The 23,441-nt window shown below is 69.5% G+C and carries 15 protein-coding genes; 2 read left to right on the forward strand and 13 right to left on the reverse strand.

Annotation, left to right across the window (positions count from 1 at the left end; translation table 11 throughout):
* Positions 1-11 precede the first annotated feature (11 nt).
* A complete protein-coding gene (locus tag NRY95_07630) occupies positions 12-2,006 on the reverse strand; it encodes a glycoside hydrolase family 127 protein (GenBank protein UYC17812.1) in 1,995 nt (664 codons plus the stop codon).
* A gap of 37 nt (positions 2,007-2,043) precedes the next feature.
* Complete coding sequence (locus tag NRY95_07635; protein UYC17813.1) at positions 2,044-3,447, reverse strand: MFS transporter; 1,404 nt, start codon at positions 3,445-3,447, stop codon at positions 2,044-2,046.
* A 191-nt stretch (positions 3,448-3,638) separates the two neighbouring features.
* Between NRY95_07635 and NRY95_07640 the strand changes: the two genes are divergently transcribed.
* Positions 3,639-4,457, forward strand: coding sequence for an AraC family transcriptional regulator (locus NRY95_07640; protein ID UYC17814.1), 819 nt, complete (start codon positions 3,639-3,641; stop codon positions 4,455-4,457).
* Between the two features lie 66 nt (positions 4,458-4,523).
* Positions 4,524-6,080, forward strand: a complete 1,557-nt coding sequence (locus NRY95_07645; GenBank protein UYC17815.1) for a phospholipase D family protein — start codon at positions 4,524-4,526, stop codon at positions 6,078-6,080.
* A gap of 116 nt (positions 6,081-6,196) precedes the next feature.
* Here NRY95_07645 and NRY95_07650 read toward each other — a convergent pair whose 3' ends face one another.
* The 11 genes from NRY95_07650 to NRY95_07700 form a co-directional block, all read right to left on the reverse strand.
* Positions 6,197-7,276 (reverse strand): chemotaxis response regulator protein-glutamate methylesterase, encoded by a 1,080-nt coding sequence (locus tag NRY95_07650; GenBank protein ID UYC17816.1) that lies wholly within the window; start codon positions 7,274-7,276, stop codon positions 6,197-6,199.
* Between the two features lie 31 nt (positions 7,277-7,307).
* The gene (locus NRY95_07655) at positions 7,308-8,114 is read right to left on the reverse strand and encodes a protein-glutamate O-methyltransferase CheR (GenBank protein ID UYC17817.1); all 807 of its coding nucleotides are present in this window, start codon (positions 8,112-8,114) and stop codon (positions 7,308-7,310) included.
* A gap of 13 nt (positions 8,115-8,127) precedes the next feature.
* Entirely contained in the window at positions 8,128-9,381 is a 1,254-nt protein-coding gene (locus NRY95_07660; protein ID UYC17818.1) for an EAL domain-containing protein, read from the reverse strand.
* Between the two features lie 61 nt (positions 9,382-9,442).
* Positions 9,443-9,976 carry a chemotaxis protein CheW gene (locus NRY95_07665; protein ID UYC17819.1) on the reverse strand — a complete coding sequence of 178 codons (534 nt, stop codon included), beginning with the start codon at positions 9,974-9,976 and terminating at the stop codon, positions 9,443-9,445.
* Between the two features lie 9 nt (positions 9,977-9,985).
* Positions 9,986-11,923: an MCP four helix bundle domain-containing protein gene (locus tag NRY95_07670; protein ID UYC17820.1), complete on the reverse strand. Its 1,938-nt coding sequence runs from the start codon at positions 11,921-11,923 to the stop codon at positions 9,986-9,988.
* Between the two features lie 91 nt (positions 11,924-12,014).
* The gene (locus tag NRY95_07675; protein UYC17821.1) at positions 12,015-13,742 is read right to left on the reverse strand and encodes a methyl-accepting chemotaxis protein; all 1,728 of its coding nucleotides are present in this window, start codon (positions 13,740-13,742) and stop codon (positions 12,015-12,017) included.
* Between the two features lie 76 nt (positions 13,743-13,818).
* Positions 13,819-16,203, reverse strand: coding sequence for a methyl-accepting chemotaxis protein (locus NRY95_07680; protein UYC17822.1), 2,385 nt, complete (start codon positions 16,201-16,203; stop codon positions 13,819-13,821).
* 64 nt (positions 16,204-16,267) lie between these two features.
* Positions 16,268-18,316, reverse strand: a complete 2,049-nt coding sequence (locus NRY95_07685; GenBank protein ID UYC17823.1) for a chemotaxis protein CheA — start codon at positions 18,314-18,316, stop codon at positions 16,268-16,270.
* 13 nt (positions 18,317-18,329) lie between these two features.
* Positions 18,330-18,650: an STAS domain-containing protein gene (locus tag NRY95_07690; protein ID UYC17824.1), complete on the reverse strand. Its 321-nt coding sequence runs from the start codon at positions 18,648-18,650 to the stop codon at positions 18,330-18,332.
* 393 nt (positions 18,651-19,043) lie between these two features.
* Entirely contained in the window at positions 19,044-22,757 is a 3,714-nt protein-coding gene (gene mfd, locus NRY95_07695) for a transcription-repair coupling factor (protein UYC17825.1), read from the reverse strand.
* 129 nt (positions 22,758-22,886) lie between these two features.
* Positions 22,887-23,429, reverse strand: a complete 543-nt coding sequence (locus NRY95_07700) for a GNAT family N-acetyltransferase (GenBank protein ID UYC17826.1) — start codon at positions 23,427-23,429, stop codon at positions 22,887-22,889.
* Positions 23,430-23,441 lie beyond the last annotated feature (12 nt).

Below are 23,441 nucleotides of genomic sequence, written 5' to 3' on the forward strand. Positions count from 1 at the left end.
GGCGCGCGGCTTCAGTCGTCGCCGCTCGCGTCCACCCACACCCGCATCTCGCCTTCGCCACGGTTGGCCCAGGCGAAGTAGGGGACGAAGGTCAGGGTCTGCGCCTGCCGCGACGGCGGCGGCGCGTCGTAGCGGTATAGCGGCAAGCTCTCGGCCTGCGCGTCGTCGTGACCGTGCAGGCGTTCGCCCTCGGCCTGCAGCAGCACCTGGCCGGCCAGGGTGCCGCTGCCGGGTTCGGTGCGGATCGCCGCGCTGGCGGGCAGGCGCAGCTGATGCAGCTGCGCGCCGTTGTCGGCCTGCTCCAGGCAGTACACCAGCGGCCCGCGCTGCAGCGCGACCTTGCCGGCCAGATGGCGCACGCGCGGATGGCCGCTGACCCGCATCGGCGGCATCGGCAGGCGCAGGTGCAGGGTGTCGCCGCGCTGCCAGCGCCGTCGCAGCACGCAGTAGCCGTGCTGCAGATGCGCCTCGATCGCCACCGCTTCGCCATTGAGATGCAGTTGCGGCGCGCGGCACCAGTCCGGCAGGCGTAGCGCCAGCGCGGCCTCGACCGGAGCCTCGCAGTCCACGCTCAGTTCCACCTGTTCCTGCCACGGGTACTCGCCACGCTGGCGCAGGGTCAAGGTCTGCCCGTCCACGTCGAACGCGGCGTCGCTGCCGACGTACAGATTCACGTAGAGCGTGTCGTCGCGGCGGGTGTAGATGTAGTGCCCGAGCGAGGTCAGCACGCGGGCGATGTTCGGCGGACAGCAGGCGCAGCCGAACCAGCGCTGGCGCACCGGCTTGACGTGGTCGAAGCCGTGGTTGCCGTGCACGGTGGGCGGATGCACTTCCAGCGGATTGACGTAGAAGAAGTGGCGCCCGTCCAGCGCCATGCCGGCCAGCACGGTGTTGTACAGCGCCCGCTCCATCACATCGGCATAGCGGCTGTCCGGCGCCAGCTGCAGCATGCGGTTGGCGAACATCATCAGCCCGATCGAGGCGCAGCTCTCGTTGTAGGCGGTGTCGTTGGGCAGGTCGTAGTCGACGCTGAAGGCTTCGCCGTAGCTCTGCGCGCCGATCGCGCCGGTGAGGTACAGCTGCCGCTGCGTGGTGTTCTCCCACAGCCGTTCGCAGGTCGCGCGCAGTTCGGCGTCGCCGCTGTGCCGCGCCAGGTGCGCCACGCCGGCGTACAGGTACACGAAGCGCACCGCGTGGCCGACCGCGGTGGTCTGCAGCGCGACCGGCACGTGCGCCTGGCTGTACGCCTTGTCCTCGATCATCCACGCCGGCCCGTGCCCGCCCCAGAAGAAGCTGCGCCCGCGCTTTTCGTATTCTTCGTCGTAGTAGTGCGGCGCGGTGCCGCGCTGCTCGACGAAGTAGCGGGTCAGCGCCAGGTAGCGCGGCTCGCCGGTGGCTTCGTACAGGCGCATCAGCGCCAGTTCGATCTCCGGATGCCCGGGATAGCCGTGCAGTTGCTGCGGGCCGGGACCGAAGGTGGCGTCGATGTGGTCGGCGAGCCGGCACACGATGTCCAGCAGCGCGCGCTTGCCGGTGGCCTGGTGGTAGGCGACGCCGGCCTCGATCATGTGTCCGGCGCAGTACAGCTCGTGGCATTCGGCCAGGTTGCTCCAGCGCTGCTCCGGCGCCTTCACCGTGAAATAGGTGTTGAGGTAGCCGTCGGGCTGCTGCGCGGCGCCGATCAGTTCGATGGTGGCGTCGGCATCGCGCTCCAGCGCCGGATCGGGATGCTGCGCGAGCAGGTAGGCCACCGCTTCCAGCCACTTGGCCACGTCGCTGTCCTGGAACACCATGCCGTAGAACGCGCCGTCGCTGCGCCCGGCGGCGATGCGGAAGTTCTCGATCGCGTGGCTGGGCTCGGCATCGGCGACGTTGTCGTTGAGCGCGTCCCACTGGTAGGGCAGCACCACCTCCTGCACCAGGCGCTGGTAGCGCTGCCAGAACGGGTCGGCGATGCGCAGGCGGTCGAGCGGGAGTTCGGGCGGCGGGGCGAGCGAGTGCGGCATGGAGGCGGCGATCCTGTGGGGAGGAGGAGGGGGGCGGTCAGTGCACCGGGCGCGCGGCCAGATCGGCACCGATCTCGGCCAGCAGCGGCCGGCGCAGGCGGCAGCGGTAGATCACCGCGGCCAGCAGCAGGTGCAGCGCGGCGGGAATCAGCGTTTCCAGCAGGGTGATCGCCTGCAGCGAGGCGTCGGTCTGGTGCTCGGCGCCGGCGCGGTAGCCCACGCGCACGAACAGGTAGCTGATCACCACCGCGCTCGAGGCCCAGGCCAGCTTGATGCAGAACAGGTTGAAGGCGAAGTTGATGCCGGAGGAACGGATGCGGTTCTTCCACGCGCCGTAGTCGTCGGCGAAGGCCATGATCGAGAAGTGCAGCGGCAGCGCGAAGCCCAGCACCAGGCAGTTGACGAAGATCAGCCCCAGCCACAGCGTCTGCTGCGCCGGCCCGGTGGGCATGCACCACTGCAGCACGCCCAGCGCGGCCAGCGCCAGATTGGTGTGCAGGTACAGGGCCAGCGGATCGAAGCGGCGGCACAGCGCGTTGACCACGAGCGCGCCGAGCACCGTGGCCAGCGCCACCATCGCGAAGAACAGCGAGGTGTAGCCGGCGCCGCCGCCGAGCACGTAGTTGATGAAATACAGATAGCCGCCGCCGCGGATGTTGAACACGTTGATCAGCAGGAACGACATCAGCAGCACCAGCCGCATCTGGTCGTTGCGCAGCAGCCCGCGCAGGTGCTGGCCGATGCCGGCCTCGCCCAGCAGGCTGACCGGCACGCGCTCGCGCACGGCGAAGAAGCAGCACAGGAACATCGCCACCGCCAGCGCGCTGAGCAGGCCCACGCCGAGCTGATAGCCGTGCGCGGCATCGCCATCGCCGAGCACCCGCACCAGCCACGGCAGCCCGACCGAGACCAGGAAGCCGGCGACGCCGCACAGCACGAAGCGCCACGACTGCGCCGACACCACTTCGCGGTGGTCGCCGGTCATGCTGTTGATCAGTGCGCAGTACGGCACGTTGATCGCGGTGTAGCACAGCGACAGCAGGAAATAGCTGGCGAAGGCATAGGCGACCTTGGCCGTATGGCTCAGCTGCGGGCTGCTGAAGGTCAGCACGCAGGCGATGCCGATCGGCAAGGCGATCCACAGCTGCCAGCCGCGGAAACGGCCCCAGCGGCTGCGGGTGCGGTCGGCGAGCAGGCCCATCAGCGGATCGGACACCGCATCGGCGATGCGCAGCACGGTGAACAGGGTACCGACCAGGGCCGGGGTCAGGCCGAACACGTCGGTGTAGAAGAAGGTCAGGAAGTTGGCGATCAGGCAGGTGACGATGGTGCCGCCGGCATCGCCCAGGCCGTAGCCGAACTTCTCAAGGCGCGAGAGTCGCTGCGTGGCGGCGGCCTGGTCGGCGCCTGCGGCAACGGGGCCAACGGCGGTCGCATTCAACGGGACGGTTCCTGGCGGGCGCGGGGTCCGGCGCCCGCTCAAAGTCGCACGCCGCCCGGATCGGGACAAGAGCCGGTGCGGTATAAAAACGGTACGATTCCGACCTGCGCGGCCTCGGTAGCGCACGCGGCGATACCGTGTATCTTTGCTGCAGTGCAGCGAGCCATTCGCGACAGGGAGACACTTCCGACATGCTCGAACTCGCAGTGGCCTATCCGATCCGGGTCCAGAACGGCGGCCTGTTCATTTCCCGCGGGGTCGGTGCGCATCCGACGCGGGTGATCCAGTCCTACGAGCTGATCTTCGTCGAGCGCGGCACCCTGTCGATCCGCGAGCAGGACAACGACTTCCATATCGGCCCCGGCGAGACCCTGATCCTGTGGCCGGGGCGCGAACACGCCGGCCTGGGCCGCTTCTCCGACGAGTTGCGCTTCTACTGGGTGCATTTCGAACTGGAGCCGGCGGCGGCGGACGCGGCCGGCGCCACGCTGCTGTCGATGCCGCAGCGCACCGCGATCCGCGACCCGGAGCGGTTCGTCGGCCTGTTCCGCTGGTTCCTCGGCGAGCAGGAGGAGCGGCGCACGCTGCCGATGCTGGAGCCGATCGTGCTGTCGATGCTGCAATGCGTGGCCGGCGCCTGGCCCGATCCGCACGACTCCGACCGCGCCGGCGTGGCGCTGGCCTACCGCGCCAAGCAGCTGATCGGCACCCAGTTCCACACCGCGCTCACCGCGTCCGCGTTGGCCGCGCAGCTGCATTGCAACCCGGACTACCTGGGGCGCATCTACCGCCGCGCGTTCGGCACCACGCTGACCGAGGCGATCCATCGGCAACGCATCGCCTTCGCCGAGAAATTGCTGCTGGTGAACACCTGCAGCGTCGACGAGGTCGCGCAGCGCGCCGGCTTCAGCGACGGCGGCTACTTCCGCCGCATCTTCCGCCAACGCCTGGGCATGACCCCGACCGCGTATCGGCGGTTGTACTGCAAGGAGCACATCAACTCGGGGTGAGCGCGATCGCGCGGGGCCTGCACAGCGCATTGCCTACACTGCGCCGATGTCATGGGAAGCCCGCAAATGAAGAAGGCGTTGAAATGGAGCGGCATCGCCCTGGCGGCATTGGTGCTGGCCTCGCTGGCGGCGCTGTACGGCTACGGCCGCTTCGCCGACCGTGCGCAAGGCCCGGCCAGCCATGCGTTGCCGGCGACCGCGCTGGACACGCCGATCGACCGTGCGGTGGCGCCACTCGCCGCGGCGCATCCCGGGCACAGCGGCATGGTGATCCTGCCCGACAACGTCGAGGCGTTCGCGGTGCGCGCGGCGGCGGCGCGCGCGGCCGGGCGCAGCCTGGACCTGCAGTACTACATCTGGCATGCGGATTTCACCGGCAACCTGCTCTACAACGAGCTGTTGCGCGCCGCCGATCGCGGCGTGCGCGTGCGCCTGCTGCTGGACGACATGAACGTGCACGGCAGCAATTCGGTGTTGGCCGCGCTGGACCGCCACCGGCTGATCGAGGTGCGGCTGTTCAACCCGACCCGCGCGCGCGAAGGCACGCTGATGCGCGGGGTGGAGCTGGTGCTGCGGTTCTTCAGCGTCAACCGGCGCATGCACAACAAGGCCTGGATCGCCGACGGGCGCATGGCGGTGGTGGGCGGGCGCAACGTCGGCGACGAATACTTCGATGCGGCGCGCGACACCAACTTCATGGACACCGATGTGGCGGTGGTCGGGCCGGCGGTGGCGCAGGCCGCGCAGATCTTCGACGCCTACTGGAACAGCCGCAGCGCGGTGCCGCTGAGCGCGCTGGTGCAGGCCGGGCCGGAGGCGCTGCCCAGGCTGCGCGCCAGCATCGATGCCGGCCTGGGCTCGGCGCGCGCGCATCCCTACGTGCAGCGCCTGCGGCAGGCGCCCAGCGTGCGCAACCTGGTCGAGGGCGAGCGCCCACTGCACTGGAGCGCCGACGCCTCGATCGTGTCCGACCCGCCGGAGAAGGCCGAAGGCGCGCCGCCGGGCGCGGACTGGATGACGCCGCGGCTGGTCGGCGAGATGGCGCGCGCGCAACGCGAACTGGCGCTGATCTCGCCGTACTTCGTGCCGGGCGAGGACGGCCTGCGCTGGATCGGCCAGCTGCGCCAGCGTGGCGTGGCGGTCGGCGTGCTGACCAATTCGCTGGCGGCCAACGACGTGGTCGCGGTGCACGGCGGCTATGCCGGCTACCGGGTGCCGTTGCTGCGGCAGGGCGTGGCGCTGTTCGAGCTCAAGCCGCAAGGCGACCCGGGCGGCAGCCTGTTCGGCTCCAGCGGCGCCAGCCTGCATACCAAGGCGTTCGTGGTCGATGGACGCGAAGGCTTCATCGGCTCGTTCAATCTCGATCCGCGCTCGATGAATCTCAACACCGAGATGGGCCTGCTGTTCCGCGATCGCGCCGTGGCGGCCGAACTGCAGCGGCTGTACCGGGCCAAGGTGTCGGCGCCGGTCAGCTACCGGCTGGCGCTGCAGGACGGGGAACTGCGTTGGCAGGATGGCGCGGCGCGGCCGCCGCGGACCTGGACGCACGAGCCGGAAGCGGGCGTGTGGCGGCGCGCCGCCGCGCGGGTGATCGGCTGGTTGCCGCTGGAGTCGCAGCTGTAGCGGCGCAGGCTAGGAATCATTGTGGGAGCGACTTCAGTCGCGACAGGCTTTCCCGGTAACGCCTGTCGCGACTGAAGTCGCTCCCACAAGTAACCGCATCCTGATCCGAAACCGCGTCAGGTCAGCTGCTGCACGATCTCGCGCGCCATCGACCCCAGCGGCAGGATCTTCTCCGCGCCGCCGCGTTTGATCGCTTCCTTGGGCATGCCGAACACGATGCTGCTCTGCTCGTCCTGGGCCACGGTGCGCGCGCCGGCCTGGCGCATCTCCAGCAGGCCGACCGCGCCGTCGTCGCCCATGCCGGTCATGATGATGCCCAGCGCATTGCCGCCGGCGGCGCGCGCGGCGGAGCGGAACAGCACGTCCACCGAGGGCCGGTGCCGGTTCACCGGCGGCCCGTCCACCACCTCCACGAAGTATTGCGCGCCGCTGCGGCGCAGCAGCATGTGCTTGCCGCCCGGCGCGATCAGCGCGCGGCCCGGGACCACGCGGTCGTTGTTGGCCGCTTCCTTCACCGCGATCTGGCACAGGCTGTCCAGGCGCGCGGCGAACGCGGCGGTGAACTTCTCCGGCATGTGCTGGACGATGACGATGCCGGGGCTGACCCGCGGCAGCGCGGTCAGCACCTCCTCCAGCGCCTGGGTACCGCCGGTGGAGGTGCCGATCGCGATCACCCGTTCGGTGGTCTGCGCCAGCGGGCGGCCGCCCTGCGCCGGCAGGATCACGTCGGCGGTGTGCTTGACCTCCGCTTCCACCGGCGGCGCGGCGCTGCGTGCGGCCAGGCGCTTGACGTTGGCGCGCGCGGCGGTGCGCACCGTGGCCACCAGTTCCTCGGCCGAGTCGGTGAGGAACTGCTTCAGGCCGAGCTTGGGCTTGGTCACCACCGCCACCGCGCCGGCGGCCAGCGCGTCCATGGTCACCCGCGCGCCCTTTTCGGTGAGCGTGGAGCAGATCACCACCGGGGTGGGGCGCTCGCTCATGATCTTGCGCAGGAAGGTGATGCCGTCCATCTTCGGCATTTCCACGTCCAGCACGATCACGTCCGGCCATTGCTGGCGCATCTTGTCCATCGCCAGCAGCGGATCGGCGGCCGCGGCGATCACCTCGATGCCGGGCGCCTCGTTGAGCACCGCCACCAGCACCTGGCGCACTACCGCCGAATCGTCGACCACCATGGCCTTGATCGTCGTCGTCATCGGTCGTTCCTTTGAGAAGCGGCAGCGGTGTTCATGGCTTGCGGTACACCGACGGCGCCACCTGCACGACCTCGTTGTTGACGTCGTTGAGGCTTTCCGAGTGGCCGATGCAGAAGATGCCGCCGCGCTTGAGCGTGGACAGGACCCGCGCGACCACTTCGCGCTTGGTCTGGCCGTTGAAGTAGATCATCACGTTGCGCAGGAAGATCACGTCGAACTGGCCGAGATTGGGCAGCGTGGCGTTGAGGTTTGCGTGCAGGAAGCGCACGTTGTCGCGCAGCTTGCGGTCGATCAGCAGGCTGCCTTCGTATTCGCCGCGGCCCTTCAGGCAGTAGCGCTTGAGCAGCGCCGGCGGCATGTGCTCGATGCGCTGCAGCGGATAGTGGCCGCTGCGCGCCTTGGTCAGCACGCGGGTGCTGATGTCGGTGCCGACCACTTCGTAGGGGCGGCCCTGCAGGGTGTCGTCCAGCACCATCGCCATGCTGTAGGCCTCCTCGCCGGTGGAGCTGGCCGCGCTCCAGATGCGGAACGGCGCGTTGCCCTTGTACTCGCTCGCCAGCTTGCGCAGCAGGTCGAAGTGCTTGGGCTCGCGGAAGAAATAGGTTTCGTTGGTGGTCAGCAGGTCGATCGCGGTCTGCACCTCGCCGCTGCCTTCGCGGCTCTCCAGCAGCTTCAGGTACTGGGTGTAGGTCTGCAGCGAGTGCGCCTTCAGGCGCTTGCCCAGGCGCCCGCACAGCATCGCCTTCTTGGCCGGGGAAATGGTGATGCCGGCGGCGTCGAAGATGAAGCGCTGGAACTTGCCGAATTCCTGCTCGGTGATGGTGTCGGTGCTGGTCATGATGGTCCGGGAGTCAGTGGTGCGGCGCTTGCGCCGAGGTGGGGCCGTGTTCCTGCAGCCGCGCCTGGTGCTCGAGCAGCCAGGTAGTCAGGGCGCCGCCGCCCATCGGCCGCGCCAGCAGGTAGCCCTGGCCCAGGTCGCAGCCCAGTTCCTGCAGCAATTGCCAGTCCTCGACCGTTTCGATGCCTTCGGCGACGGTACTCAGGCCCAGCCGCTGGGCCATGCCCAGCGCCGATTCCAGCACGGTGCGCAGATTGCGGCTGCGGTGTGCGTCGTGCACGAAGATGCGGTCGATTTTCAGTTCGGTGAACGGGATGCGGGTCAGCTGTTGCAGCGAGGAGAAGCCGGTGCCGTAGTCGTCCAGCGACAGGCCGAAGCCCTGCAGCCGCAGCCGCGCCAGTATGCCCAGCGCGCTGGCTTCGACCAGCGAGCTTTCGGTGATCTCCAGGATCACGTCGGCCGGCACCAGCCCGTGGCGGCGCAGTTGGCTATGCAGTTCGTCGAGCAGTCCCGGCTCCTGCAGCAGGCACGGCGACAGGTTGATCGCCAGGGTCAGGCGGAAGCCGGATTGCTTCCAGGTCGCCAGCCGCGCCATCGCCTGGTCGGCGACGCTGGCGGTCAGCGCGTGGATCAGGCCTTCGCGTTCGGCCAGGGCGATGAAACGGTCCGGCGCGATCTGCCCGTTCTGCGGATGCCGCCAGCGCGCCAGCGCTTCCACGCCGCTGACCTGGCCACTGCGCATGTCCACCTTGGGCTGGTAGGCCACTTCGATGTCGCCGCGGCGCAGCGCCTCGTGCAGCATCGCCGCATCGGTGGTGTCGCCGGCGCTGGCGTCGTGGCGCGCGGCCGGCGTCGGCTGCGGGTGCGCCTGCAACGCCGCATCGAGCTCGGTCGCACGCAGCGGTTTTTCCAGGCCGGCCAGCACCCGCAGGCCGCTGGCGCGACCGACCTGCAGCACCGAATCGATCAGCGCCGCGCCGCGTTGCGAGGCGACCACGATCGGTACGCGCACGTTGCAGCGGGCCAGCGCGTCGAGCAACTGCACGCCGTCCATGCCGGGCATTTCCAGGTCCACGATCAACAGCCCCGGTGGCGGTCCCTGGCTTACCCGCGCCAGCGCCGCATGGCCGTCCGCCACGCCTTCCACCGCCACCGCACCCAGCCGCAGGCACAGCGCCAGCGCATGTTCGCGCTGGACATGGCTGTCGTCGACGACCAGGACCGTGCCGAACTGGTTGAGCGTGGCGATTTCGTGGACGAGCGGCATGCGGATTCCGTCGGTGAGCAAGGGCTGGGCGTGGCGCCAGGCGCCACGCCGCGCGGGGAACTCAGGCGGCCATGCCTTCCTCGACACCCGGCTCGATGCCGGCCATGGCGACGAACTCCTGGGTGGACAGCGCCGCATCGGCATCGAGCAGGATCACGAAGCGCTCGCCGACCTTGCCCATGCCGTGGATGAAGTCGCGGCGGATGCCGGCGCCGAACGCCGGGGCCGGCGCGATGTCGGCGGCGGCGATCTCCAGCACTTCGCTGACCGCGTCCACCAGCAATCCCAGCACCTGGCGTTCGTTGCCGTTGGCGACTTCGACGATGACGATGCAGGTGCGCTTGGTGACCTCGCTGGCGGCGCGGCCGAAGCGTTGCTGCAGGTCCACCACCGGCACCACCGCGCCGCGCAGGTTGATCACCCCGCGCAAGGCCGGCGGCATCATCGGCACGTCGGTCGGCGTGCGGTATTCGATGATTTCCTTGATGCCGAGGATGCCGACCCCGAACATTTCTTTGCCGAGCAGGAAGGTCAGGAACTGGTCGGGAGCGAGATCGGTGCCGCCGGACGGCGCGGGCGATGCGTGAGCGGTCATGGCCGGTCCTCAGAAGGTTTCGAAATTGGCTTCGTCCGGCGCATCGCCGGCCATCGCGAGCTGGCTTTCGGCGACCCGCACGGACGGCTTGCGTGCCGGAGCGCGCGCAGGCTGCGCCGGCCTGCGCGCGGCCGCCGGCGCGGCGCGGCGCGCCGGCGGTCGCACGGTGTCGAGCTTGAAGAAGCTCATCAGCTGCTGCAGCTGCTCGGCCTGGCCGCTCATCTCCTCGGCGGTGGCGGCCAGTTCTTCGGAATTGGACGCCGCCTGCTGGGTGGTCTGGTTGAGCTGGCCGATCGCGGTGTTGATCTGGTTGACGCCCGAGGCCTGTTCCTCGGAGGCGGCGGTGATTTCCTGCACCAGGTCGGAGGTGCGCTTGATCGACGGCACCATCTGGTCGAGCAGCTTGCCGGCGTTCTCGGCCAGTTCGACGCTGGAGCTGGCGACGTCGCCGATCTCCTGCGCGGCGACCTGGGCGCGCTCGGCCAGCTTGCGCACTTCCGCGGCGACCACGGCGAAGCCCTTGCCGTGTTCGCCGGCGCGCGCCGCCTCGATCGCGGCGTTGAGCGCGAGCAGGTTGGTCTGGTAGGCGATGTCGTCGATGATGCCGATCTTGTGCGCGATCTGCTTCATCGCCTGCACCGTGGCGCGGACCGACTCGCCGCCGTCCATGGCCTGGCTGGAGGCCTTGCTGGCCATGCCGTCGGTGACCTTGGCGTTCTCGGTGTTCTGCCCGATCGAGGCGGTCATCTGCTCGATCGCGGCGCTGGTCTCTTCCACGCCCGCGGCCTGCTCGCTGGCGGCCTGGCTCAGCGACTGCGCGGTGGCGCTGACTTCCTCCGAGGCGCTGGCCAGCGCCTCGGCATTGCCGTTGACCTCGCCGACCACCTGCGACAGGCGCGCGATGGTGTCGTTGACGTAGTTCTTCATTTCCGCATAGGCGCCGTCGTAATTCTTTTCGATGCTCCGGGTCAGGTCGCCTTCGGCCATCGCGCCCATGACCCGCACCACGTCCTGGATGCTGTCGCCGGTGGTCTGCACCAGATCGTTCAGGCCCTGGCCCATCTCGCGCTGGAAGCCGTCCAGCCCGTCCAGGGCGATCCGCTCGGAGAAGTCGCCGCGGTTGGCGGCCTGGACCGCGCGGCGCTGGCCGTCGATGACCAGCTTCAGCCGCTCGACCATGCTGCGCATCGCATACAGCGCGCTGCCGCCGTCGTTGGCGCGGACCTTGACGTCCAGCGCCAGGTCGCCCTGCGCCACCTTGTTGGCGATCTCGGCCACGTAGGCCGGCTCGCCGCCGAGCAGGCGCATCAGCCCGCGCACGATGAACACCGAGATGCCCGCGCCGAGCAGCACGCACAGCGCGATCACCGCGATGATCCAGCTGCGCGCGCTGGCGTACAGCGCATCGCCCTGCGCGCTGGAGGCTTCGCCGCCCTTGACGTTGAGGTCGACCAGCTTGTCCAGGATCGCCGAGGAGGCGTCGAACAGGGTCTGCTGTTGACCGTTCAGCAGTGCCATTGCTTCGCTGGTCTTCAGATCGCGCGACAGCTGCAGCACCTGCTTGTGCAGCGCCAGGTATTCGCCGAACTTGTGCGCGAACTCGTCGTAGTCGGCCTTTTCCTCGGGCGAGGAGATCAGCTTGACGTAGTGGTCGCGATTGCTCGCGTACTCCTCCAGGATCTTCTCCATCTCCTGATCGAACTTGGCCATTTCCTTCGGGTCTTCGCTGATCACATGCTGCAGCTCGGCCACGCGCAGGTCGGAGGTGTTGGTGTTCATCTGCTGGATGTAGCGGATGCTGGGCATCCAGTTCTGGGCCATATCGGTCGAGGACTGGTTGACCTGGGCCAGTTTGTTCGTGGCGAACAGGCCCATGCCGAGCATCAACAGCAAGACCAGGGCGAAGCCGAGGCCGATTCTTGTACCTATTTTCATGTTGGCGAACACGGGAGTGATCTCTTGAGGATGAAATGTAAGAGCCGTCCGGAACGCGGGCGGTGGTTGTTCGGGGGACTGCAGTCAGGGCGCCGCGGCCGTTTCAGAAGCTGTCGAAGTGGGCCTCGTCCGGCGGCGACACCAGCGCCAGCCCGCCCTCGCCGTAGCTGAAGGTGCGTGCCCGCGCCGGCGCCGTCTTCCTGCCGGCGCGCGGCACCGCGACCGGCCGCCGCGGCGCCGCGGTCTGGTTGGTGCGGAAGAAGCTCATCAGCTGCTGCAGCTGCTCGGCCTGGTTGCTCATTTCCTCGGCGGTGGCGGCCAACTCCTCGGAGTTGGATGCGGCCTGCTGGGTGGTCTGGTTGAGCTGGCCGACCGCCGCATTGATCTGGCCGACGCCGGAGGTCTGTTCCTCGGAAGCGGCGGTGATCTCCTGCACCAGGTCGGAGGTGCGCTTGATCGAGGGCACCATCTGGTCGAGCAGCTTGCCGGCGTTCTCGGCCAGCTCGACGCTGGAGGTGGCGACGTCGCCGATCTCCTGCGCGGCGACCTGGCTGCGCTCGGCCAGCTTGCGCACTTCCGCGGCGACCACGGCGAAGCCCTTGCCGTGCTCGCCGGCGCGCGCCGCCTCGATCGCGGCGTTGAGCGCGAGCAGGTTGGTCTGGTAGGCGATGTCGTCGATGATGCCGATCTTGTGCGCGATCTGCTTCATCGCCGCGACCGTGGAGCGCACCGCTTCGCCGCCCTCGATGGCTTCGCGCGCGGCCTTGGCGGCCATGCCGTCGGTGATCTTGGCGTTCTCGGTGTTCTGCGCGATCGAGGCGCTCATCTGTTCCAGCGATGCGCTGGTCTCCTCCACGCCCGCGGCCTGCTCGCTGGCGGCCTGGCTCAGCGACTGCGCGGTGGCGCTGACTTCTTCCGAAGCGCTGGCCAGCGCCTCGGCGTTGATGTTGACCTCGCCGACCACCTGCGCCAGGCGCGCGACGGTGCCGTTGATGCTGTCGCACAGTTCCTTCAGCTGGCCCTGGCAAGCGATGTTGGCGGTGCGGGTCAGGTCGCCGTCCTCGATCGCCCTGAGCACCTGCCGCGCTTCGTTCAGCGGGCCGATCACCGCGTCCAGGGTCTGGTTGATGCCGTCGACGATGCGGCGGAAATCGCCGTGGTGCAGGCCGGCCTCCGCGCGCACGTCGAGGCGGCCGGCGCCGGCCGCCTCGGCCAGCAGGCTGGTGTCGCGGATCAGCGCGCGCAGGTGGGCGCGCACCTGTTCGATGGTCTCGTTGATGAACGCCTTCTTGCCGGGGAAGCTTTCCAGCGGCGCGTCGAAGTTGCCGCGGCCGAATTCGGCAATGCAGGCCATGGCCTTCTTCTTGACCGCGATATGGCCGCCGACCATGCGGTTGATGCCTTCGGCCATGGTGCGGAAGTCGGCATCGAAGCGCTGGCTGTCGATGGTCGCATCGATGTCGCCGGCGTCGTGTTCGCGCGACATGCGTTCGATCTCGGCGCCGACCTGGCGCACGCTGCCCTGCACCTGGCGCAGCGCCAGCAGGATCTCGCAGGCCTGGTCGTTGCGCATGGTCGGCATCACCACCTCGAAATCGCCGCGGGCGAAGCGCGCCAGGGTGGCGGTGCCGATCCGCAACGAGCGGCTGGCCGCATGCACCGCGTAACCCAGCACCGCGGCGCCGACCGCCGCCGCGGCGAGGCCGAGCGCGAGCGTCTGCCCGGGTGGCAGCGCCAGCGCGAAACCGGTTGCGCTCGCTGCCAACGGCAACAGGACGGCAACGGCGAAGCCAGTCCATAGCTTGGAAGAGAGCGAGATCGCGTTGGACATGCCGGCGTACCTGTACGTGGTGGAGTGGCGAGCGCCGTGCGTGGTGCGACCGGTGCGGGACGGATGACGGTTGGACTCAGAACGTTTCGAAAGCGGCTTCGTCGATGCGCGCGGCCGCGACCGGCGCGAATGCGCGCGACCGTGCTCCGCTCGGGACAGCGACCGGCGCGCGCCGCGCCAGCAGAGCAGGGGCGGACGCCGCCTTGGTGGCGCCGGTCCTGAAAAAGCCCATGAGCACCTGCAGTTGTTCGGCCTGACTGTTTACTTCTTCGGCCGTGGCGGCCAATTCTTCAGCGTTGGCGGCCGATTGCTGCGTGGTCTGGTTGAGCTGGACCACCGCGCAGTTGATCTGGCCCACCCCGGAGGTCTGTTCCTCGGAGGCGGCGCTGATCTCCTGCACCAGGTCGGAGGTGCGGCGGATCGACGGCACCATTCCGTCGAGCAGGCGCCCGGCGCTTTCCGCCAGCTCCACGCTGGATCCGGCCACCTCGCCGATCTCGTGCGCGGCGACCTGGCTGCGCTCGGCCAGCTTGCGCACCTCCGCGGCGACCACGGCGAAGCCCTTGCCGTGTTCGCCGGCGCGCGCGGCCTCGATCGCGGCGTTGAGCGCGAGCAGGTTGGTCTGGTAGGCGATGTCGTCGATGATGCTGATCTTCCTGGCGATCTCCTTCATCGCCGCGACCGTGGCGCGCACCGCCTCGCCGCTCTCGGCGGCTTCGCGCGAGGCCTTGGCGGCCATGCCGTCGGTGACCTTGGCGTTGTCCGAATTCTGCGAGATCGAGGCGGTCATCTGCTCCAGCGACGCGCTGGTCTCCTCCACGCCGGCCGCCTGCTCGCTGGCCGCCTGGCTCAGCGACTGCGCGGTGGCCGACAACTGCTCGGAGGCGCTGGCCAGGGTCGCGGCATTGCCGTTGACCTCGTTGACGATGCCGGTGAGCTTGTCGATGGTGGCATTGACGTAGCGCTGCATGTCGGCGAACGCGCCTTCGTAGTGGCCCTGCACCTGGCGGCTGAGGTCGCCGTCGGCGACCGCGCCCATCACCTTGATCACGTCGGCGACGCTGCGCAGGTTGCCGCGCGCCTGCTCGATGGTGTCGTTGATGAAGGCCTTCTTGCCGGGTAGCTGCGCCAGCGGCGCGTCGAAATTGCCGCGGCCGAACTCGGCGACCACGCCCATCGCCAGTTTCTTGACCGCGATGTGCGCGGCCACCATCTGGTTGATGCCGCTGCCCATCGCGCCGAAGTCGCCTTCGAACTTGGCGGTGTCGATGACCACGTCGATATCGCCCTTGTCGTGCTCGGCGGACATGCGGTTGATTTCGGCGATCAGGTGCTTGAAGTTGCCGCGCACATGCTCGATGGTGTCGTTGATGAAGGCCTTCTTGCCGGGCAACGGCGCCAGCGGCGCGTCGAAGTTGCCGTGGCCGAACTCGGCGACCACGCCCATCGCCAGCTTCTTGACCGCGATGTGCGCGGCGACCATCCGGTTGATGCCGTCGCCCATCGCGTGGAAGTCGCCTTCGAATTTGGCGGTGTCGATGACCACGTCGATATCGCCCTTGTCGTGCTCGGCGGACATGCGGTTGATCTCGGCGATCAGCTGCTTGAAGTTGCCGCGCACATGCTCGACGGTGTCGTTGATGAAGGCCTTCTTGCCGGGCAACGGCGCCAGCGGCGCGTCGAAGTTGCCGCGGCCGAACTCGGCCACCACGCCCATCGCCAGTTTCTTGACCGCGATGTGCTCGCCGACCATGCGGTTGATGCCGTCGGCCATGCCACGGAAGTCGCCCTGGAACTGCGCGCTGTCGATGACCGCGTCGATGTCGCCGGCCTCGTGCTGGTCGGACATGCGCCGCATTTGCGCATTCAGACCGGTCAAGTTGCGGCGCACCTGCTCGATGGTGTCGTTGATGAAGGCCTTCTTGCCCGGGAACGCGGCCAGCGGCGCAGCGAAGTTGCCGCGGCCGAATTCGGCCACGCAGTCGATCGCCTGCCTGTTCGCGCTCATGTGCGCGCCGACCATCCGGTTGATGCCGTCGGCGAGGGCGCGGTGCGCGCCCGCCCAGCGTGCCGCGTCCAGCAGCACGTCGCAGTCGCCTGCCGCGTGCGCGCTGGCCATGTGGCCGACGTCGGCATGCAACTGGCGCAGATCGGCCTGCGCCGTGCGCAGCAGCTGCGCCACCTCGTTGTCGGCTGCGCCCGCGGCCGGTGCGATCCGCTCCAGCTCGCCGCGCACCAGCGCGTCCAGCCCGGCGGTGGCCAGGTTCAGCGTGCGCGCCGCGGCGAGCGCGGCCCAGCCCAGCACGCCGGCGCCGGCCAGCGTCGCGGCCGCGACCAGGGCCAGCGCGGCACCTTGCGAGAGGGGCAGCAGCAGGGCAACGGCGGCGGCAGCGGCGGGCAGGGCGACGGCGATGGCCGTCGTGGTCAACAAGGTGGTCGCGATCCGTGAGCGATGAGACATGGCAGCGGTTCCTGGCTAGCGTCTATGAATGGCGTGGGTGCGCAAGCGCACCCGCGGGGCGGCGTCAGGCCGCCAGCGAATCGGTGGAGGGTTCGACTTGCGACAGCAGCGAGGGCACGTCCAGGATCAGCGCGACACCGCCGCTGCCGAGGATGCTCGACCCGCTGATGCCCTTGACCCCGGCGAACACCTTGGCCAGCGGCTTGATCACGGTCTGCCATTCGCCCAGCAGCGTGTCCACCACCAGGCCGAAGCGCTGCGCGCCCTGGCGGATCACCACGATGCTCTCGCGCGGCGGCGGCGCGCCGGCGATGCCGAACAGCGAACGCAGGCGCACGTACGGCAGCACCCCGCCGCGCAGGTCGATGTAGTCGCTCTGGTAGTTCGGCGCGAACTCCACGCATTCCTCGACCACGTCCAGCGGCACCACGAACACCGACTTGCCCACGCCGACCTGGAAGCCGTTGATGATCGCCAGGGTCAGCGGCAGCCGCACCGAGATGGTGGTGCCCACGTCCTGCTGGCTGCTGATGTCCACGCTGCCGCGCAGCGCGGCGATGTTGCGCTTGACCACGTCCATGCCGACGCCGCGGCCGGACAGGTTGGTGACCTTCTCGGCGGTGGAGAAGCCCGGCTCGAAGATCAGCGCGAACACCTCGCGGTCGGACAGGCTGCGGCCGGGCTCGATCAGGCCGCGCTCCAGCGCCTTGGCCAGGATCCTGTCGCGGTTCAGGCCGCCGCCGTCGTCGCTGATCTGGATGACCACGCTGCCCGAATCGTGGAACGCGTTGAGCCGGACCGTGCCGCGCACCGGCTTGCCGCGCGCCTGGCGCAGTTCGGCCGGCTCGATGCCGTGGTCCATCGCGTTGCGCACCAGGTGGGTCAACGGATCGGCGATCTTCTCCACCACCGACTTGTCCAGCTCGGTGTCCTCGCCGTTGACCACCAGCACGATGTCCTTGCCCAGTTCGCGCGCCACGTCGTGGACCACGCGGTGGAAGCGGCTGAAGGTGCCGCCGATCTTGACCATGCGCAGCTGCAGCGCGCTCTCGCGCACGTCCTCGACCAGCCCGGCCAGGATCGAGGTGGATTCGAGCAGTTGCGCGTCGCCGGTGCGCTGCGCGTTGGCGCCGGTGCTGGCGACGGCGATGATCAGTTCGCCGACCAGGTCGATCATGCGGTCGAGCTTGTCGGCATCGACGCGGATCGAGCCGCCCTCGCTGCGTGCGGCCGCGGCGGCCTTGGCCGGCGGCGCCGGCGCGGAAGGAGCCGCGGCTGCGGGCGCGGCCGGCACCGCCGCCGGCTCCGGGCTGCCGAAGTTGGCGAAGTCGTCGGCGTGGCCGTGGCCGCCGGCCTCGGCGACCAGCAGCGGCAGCTCCAGATTGGCGGCATCGCCGTGCGGATCCACCGCCAGCACCTGCAGCTCGCAGTCGTCGCGGACGAATTCGAAGATGTCCTCGATCGCCGATTGCTGCGCGTCCGAGCGCAGCAGGATGTCGAAGCCCAGGTAGCAGGCTTCCGGGTCCAGCTCCGGCAGCGCCGGCACGCGCTCGTGGCGGGTGCGGACCGCCTCCAGCGTGCCCAGGCTGCGCAGGCAGCGGATCAGGTGCAGCGGCGAGTTGCCGAAGCGCAGCGCATCGGGGAACAGCTGCAGCGAGATCCGCCAGTAGCCGGTCTGCGCCGCGGTGGTGGCCACGACTGCGGCGGCGGCCGGCGCGGCGCTCGGCTGCAGATAGGTCTGCAGGCGCGCCAGCAGCGGCTCGCCCTCGGCGGCGAGCACCGCTTCGTCGGCTTCGGCGCCGGCCGCCGCTTCCACCAGCGCGTGGATGTGGTCGCAGCAGGCCAGCATCAGCTGGATCAGCTCCGAGTCCAGCGCCACCGCGTTCTCGCGCACCAGGTCCAGCACGCTCTCCACGACATGGGTGAAGCCGACCAGTTGCGCCAGGTCGAACAGGCCGCCGGAGCCCTTGATGGTGTGCGCGGCGCGGAAGATGGCATTGACCGCGTCCGGGCCGGCTTCGCCGCGTTCGGCTTCCAGCAGGTTGCGTTCCATGTCCTCGAGCAGGTCGCGGCTCTCGGCGATGAAGGTCTGCAGCAGTTGAGCGAGATTCATGAGCCGGCGCCGGTCAGTGGAAGGTGTCGCTGGCGCCGGGCGCGAGCGTGTCGCGCAGGCCGAGCAGGTCGAGCGCGTCGTTGACCGGCGCGCTGCAGCCGTCGAGCTGGAACGGCCGGCCCAGTGCGCGCAGCGCGGCCTGGGTGGCGAGCAGCAGCTGGATGCCGGTGGCGTCGATCTCGGTGACCGCCTGCAGCTGCAGCTGCAGGCCGCCGGGGTGTTCCAGCGCCGGCAGCAGCAAGGGCTTCAGTTCGCCGGCGCGGCGGATGGTCAGGTCGCCGTCCAGGCTCAGTTGCAGCGGCGGGGGCGGGGAGTCCGGGAGTTTCGAGCGCATGGCATGTCTCCGATTCGAGCAAGTGGAACGTCGCAATCCCGGGCCGCGGCGCGGGTGCGGACACGCCGGTCGGGCTTGCTGTAAGCAGATATCGGCGCCTTTTCGGAATATTTAGGCCGAAAGACGCATTTGTCTCGCAAATCCTTGACACGGCTGAGCGGTTCAGGATGGTGAGCGGTCACCCATTCCAGTTGTGGACGAGCGCCGTCCGCCACCACGCAACGGATGCATGCGCCGTGCCAACGCTGCGGTAGCGCTACCACAACAGGAAACGGCCGGGAAAAACCGGCCGTTTGGGGAACGTTCGCATTGTGCGCAGCCTCGGTGCGCGACCGGCTGGAGGGCACGCAACCTTTGGCGCAGGCGTCCTGCGCGCGGCTCAGGGCCTGGAGGTCAGCGCGGCGACAGCGCCGCCAGCAGGCCGCGCGCGGCGTTGAAGCGGTCCGCCGCTTCCGGCAGCGGCAGCTTCACCTTCAGCTTGTCCGGGCCGTCCATCGCGTACAGCCTGGGCTGCTTCTGGATCATCTGGATGATGGTCATCGGATCGACGTGGGGCTTGGCCTCGAACACGATGCGGCCGCCGTTCTCGCCCAGTTCCAGCTTGCGGATGCCCAGCGTATTGGCCTGCAGCTTGAGCTCGGCGATCGCGAACAGGTGCTTGACCGGATCCGGCAGCAGGCCGAAGCGGTCGATCATCTCCACCTGCAGTTCGCGCAGCTGCTCGCTGTCGCGGGCGCTGGAGACGCGCTTGTACAGGGTCAGGCGGGTGTGCACGTCGGGCAGGTAGTCGTCCGGGATCAGCGCCGGCACGTGCAGTTCCACCTCGGCGCCGCGCGCTTCCTCGCCGGCGTCCAGGTCCGGCAGCTTGCCCTGGCGGATGCTGCGCACCGCGCGTTCCAGCAGTTCGGTGTACAGGCTGAAACCGACCTCGGCCATCTGCCCGCTCTGGTCCTCGCCGAGCAGTTCGCCGGCGCCGCGGATCTCCAGGTCGTGGGTGGCCAGGGTGAAGCCGGCGCCGAGTTCGTCCATCGAGGCGATCGCGTCCAGCCGCTTCTGCGCATCGCCGGTGATGCTGCGCCGGTCCGGCACCAGCAGGTAGGCGTAGGCGCGGTGGTGCGAACGGCCGACGCGGCCGCGCAGCTGGTGCAGCTGGGCCAGGCCGAAACGGTCGGCGCGGTTGATGACGATGGTGTTGGCGTTGGGGATGTCGATGCCCGATTCGATGATCGTGGTCGACAGCAGCACGTTGAAGCGCTGCTTCTGGAAATCCAGCATCACCCGCTCCAGCTCGCGCTCGGGCATCTGCCCGTGGGCGATGCCGATGCGCGCTTCGGGCACCAGCTCGCTGAGCTCGCGCTGCATGCGGCCGATGCTTTCCACGTCGTTGTGCAGGAAGTACAGCTGGCCACCGCGCGCCAGCTCGCGCTGGAACGCCTCGCGCAGCAGCGCGTTGTCCCAGGCGGTGACGAAGGTCTGTACCGCCAGCCGGTTCGGCGGCGGGGTGGCGATGATCGACAGGTCGCGCAGCCCGGCCATGGCCATGTTCAGCGTGCGCGGGATCGGCGTGGCGGTGAGCGTGAGCAGGTGCACGTTGGCGCGCAGCGCCTTCAGCGCTTCCTTCTGGCGCACGCCGAAGCGCTGTTCCTCGTCGACCACGACCAGGCCCAGGTCCTTGAACTTGACGTCCGGCTGCAGCAGCCGGTGGGTGCCGATGATGACGTCGATGCCGCCGTCGGCGACCTTCTCCAGCTCGGCCTTGATCTCCTTGGCGCTCTTGAAGCGCGACAGCACCTCCACCCGCAGCGGCCAGTCGGCGAAGCGGTCGCGGAAGTTGCGGTAGTGCTGTTCGGCCAGCAGCGTGGTCGGCACCAGCACCGCCACCTGCTTGCCGGCGCTGGCCGCGGCGAACGCGGCGCGCACCGCGACCTCGGTCTTGCCGAAGCCCACGTCGCCGCAGACCACGCGGTCCATCGGCTGGCTGCTGCCCAGGTCGCGCAGGGTGGCCTCGATCGCGGCCAGCTGGTCGCCGGTCTCCTCGAACGGGAAACCGGCGGCGAACGGTTCGTACATGGCCCGGTCCACCTGCAGCGCCAGGCCGGCGCGGGCGCGGCGCCGCGCCTGGATCTCCAGCAGTTCGGCGGCCACGTCGCGCACCTTCTCGGCGGCGCGGCGCTTGGCCTTGCTCCACTGCTCGCCGCCCAGCGAATGCAGCGGCGCGGTCTCGGCCGAGGCGCCGGAATAGCGGCTGATCAGGTGCAGCTGCGCGACCGGCACGTACAGGCGGTCGCCCTTGGCGTATTCGATCTCCAGGAACTCGCCGGGCATGCCGCCGGCATCGAGCACGATCAGCCCGCGGTAGCGGCCGACGCCGTGGTCCTCGTGCACGATCGGTGCGCCTTCGGTCAGCTCGCCGAGGTCGCGGATGATCGCTTCCGGCTCGCGGCCGGCGCGGCGCGTGCGCCGCGGCTGGCCGGCGCGTTCGGGGAACAGCTGGCGTTCGGTGAGCACCGCGATGCGCGGATCGTCGAGCGCGAAGCCGTCGTCCAGCGGCGCCACCGCGATGGCGAATGCTGCCGGCGCAACATCGAGTCCACCGGAGCCGCCGAGCCCCTCTCCCTGCGGCGACCGAAGGGAGTCCCCGTGGGAGAGAGGGGTTGGGGTGAGGGTACGCCCGCTCGCGGTCTGCTTCCGCGCGGCTGTGGAGGATGCGGACGAGGCAGCGGCCTGCTTCGACGAGGACCGCGCGGGCGGCGTACCCTCATCCGGCGCTTCGCGCCACCTTCTCGCGGTGGGAGAAGGGAGGAATGCGGCGAAATTGGGGATCACCTCGGGTTTCAGGTCCGCCGCGGCCAGCACTTCCAGCAGCGCTTCGCGGCGGCCCGGCGAGTCGGCGGCGATCAGCACGCGGCCCGCGTAGCTGCCGAGGAAGCTCTTCAGCGCTTCGGCCGGCGCCGCGTCCTTGGCCGCCACCGGCAGCGGCGGCAGCGGCTGGTCGCCCAGCGACTGCGCGTCGCCGATGCGCGGGTGATCGGCGGCCCACACCTCGATGCGCGGCAGGCCGTTGAGCTTTTCGCGCAGCGTGTCCGGCGCCTGGTACAGCTCCTCGGGCGCCAGCAGCGGGCGCTCCACGTCGTGGCGGCGCTGCTCGTAGCGGTTCTGGGTCTGCGCCCAGAACGCGTCGGCGGCGGCGCCCACGCCCGGCGCGAGCAGCGGCAGCGCCGTCTCGCCCAGGTAGTCGAACAGGGTGGCGGTGGCATCGCGCGCCGGCGCGCCGGCGCTGCGCGGTTCCTGGAAGAACAGCGGCAGGTAGTACTCGATGCCCGACGGCGCCAGCCGCGCCTTCAGGTCCTGGTACAGCGCGCTGCGCCGCGTGTCCACGTCGAAGCGTTCGCGCAGCGTGGCCAGCACCCGCTCGACGCTGGCATCGTCCATCGGCACTTCGCGGCCGGGCAGCATCTTCACCGCCTGCACGTGGTCCAGCGAGCGCTGCGATTCCGGGTCGAAGGCGCGGATCGAGTCGATGTCCTCGTCCAGCAGTTCGACCCGCAACGGGGTCTCCGCGCCCATCGGGTACACGTCGAGCAGGCCGCCGCGCACCGCGAAATCGCCCGGGTCCATCACCTGCGGCACGTTGCGGTAGCCGGCGCTCTCCAGGCGGCGCTTTTCCGCCTCCAGGTCCAGGCGCTGGCCCACGCGCAGGTCGAAGCTGCCGCCGACGATGTAGCGCAACGGCGCCACGCGCTGCATCAGCGTCTGCACCGGCACCACCACGATGCCTTGCTGCAGCGTCGGCAGCCGGTGCAGCGCCGACAGGCGCTGGCTGATGATGTCCGGGTGCGGGCTGAACTGGTCGTAGGGCAGGGTTTCCCAATCCGGGAACGGCACCACCGGCAGCTGCTGGTCGCCGGCCAGCAGCGTATGCAGGTCGGCTTCGATCTGGTGCGCGCTCTGGTTGTCGCGCGCGACCACCAGCAGCGGCCCGCGATGCGCCGCGGCGGCGCAGGCGATATGCCAGGCCAGTGCGGTCGAGGACGCAGGGGCGCGCCAGAAGGCGCGGAGCTGGCCGGATTTGGGCAGCGGCGGAACGGGGAAGGAAAGAGGCGCCATGGACCGACTAGTTTAGCAAGCTCGGGACCGGGGACTCGGGACTGGGGACCCGGAAAAGCAAGAGCGCCATATGCGGCTTTGGCTCCTGCTCTTCCGGGTCCCCGGTCCCGAGTCCCCGGTCCCGGGCTTTCAGTTGCCCAGTTCCAGCACCACGCGCACCAGTCCCGGCGTGTCCGGGTGCGGCATCGGCTGGAAGCCCAGCGATTCGGCCAGCTGCAGCATCGGCAGGTTGCTTTCGAGCACGTCGCCGTACAGCCGGTCCAGGTACTTGCGCCGCGCCCACTTGACCAGCTTGCGCATCAGCTGCCGGCCCAGGCCCTGGCCGGCGACGAAGCTGCTGACCAGGATCGCGTATTCGGCCTCGCGGGTGCCGGGCGTGATCGCCGCGCGCGCCACCGCGCCGACCACCGCTTCGCCCGGCGGCAACGGTTCGGCCGCGACCAGGGTCAGTTCGGTCTTTGGATTGGGATGGGTCAGGCGCTGCGCCATGTCCTCGGTCAGTTCCTGCACCGAATGCAGGAAGCGCTCGCGGATCTCGGTCGGCCCGAGCAGGCTGAAGGCGCCTTGCAGCGGCGCACCGTCTTCCGGCCGGATCGGCCGGATCAGCAGCTCGCGGCCGCTGGGCAAGGTGAAGTTTTCATGCCACGGAGGCATGCGGTTGCGGGTAGCCATGGCCGGATGATC

The sequence above is a fragment of the Xanthomonas campestris pv. phormiicola genome, assembly GCA_025666215.1.
Classification (GTDB): domain Bacteria; phylum Pseudomonadota; class Gammaproteobacteria; order Xanthomonadales; family Xanthomonadaceae; genus Xanthomonas_A; species Xanthomonas_A campestris_A.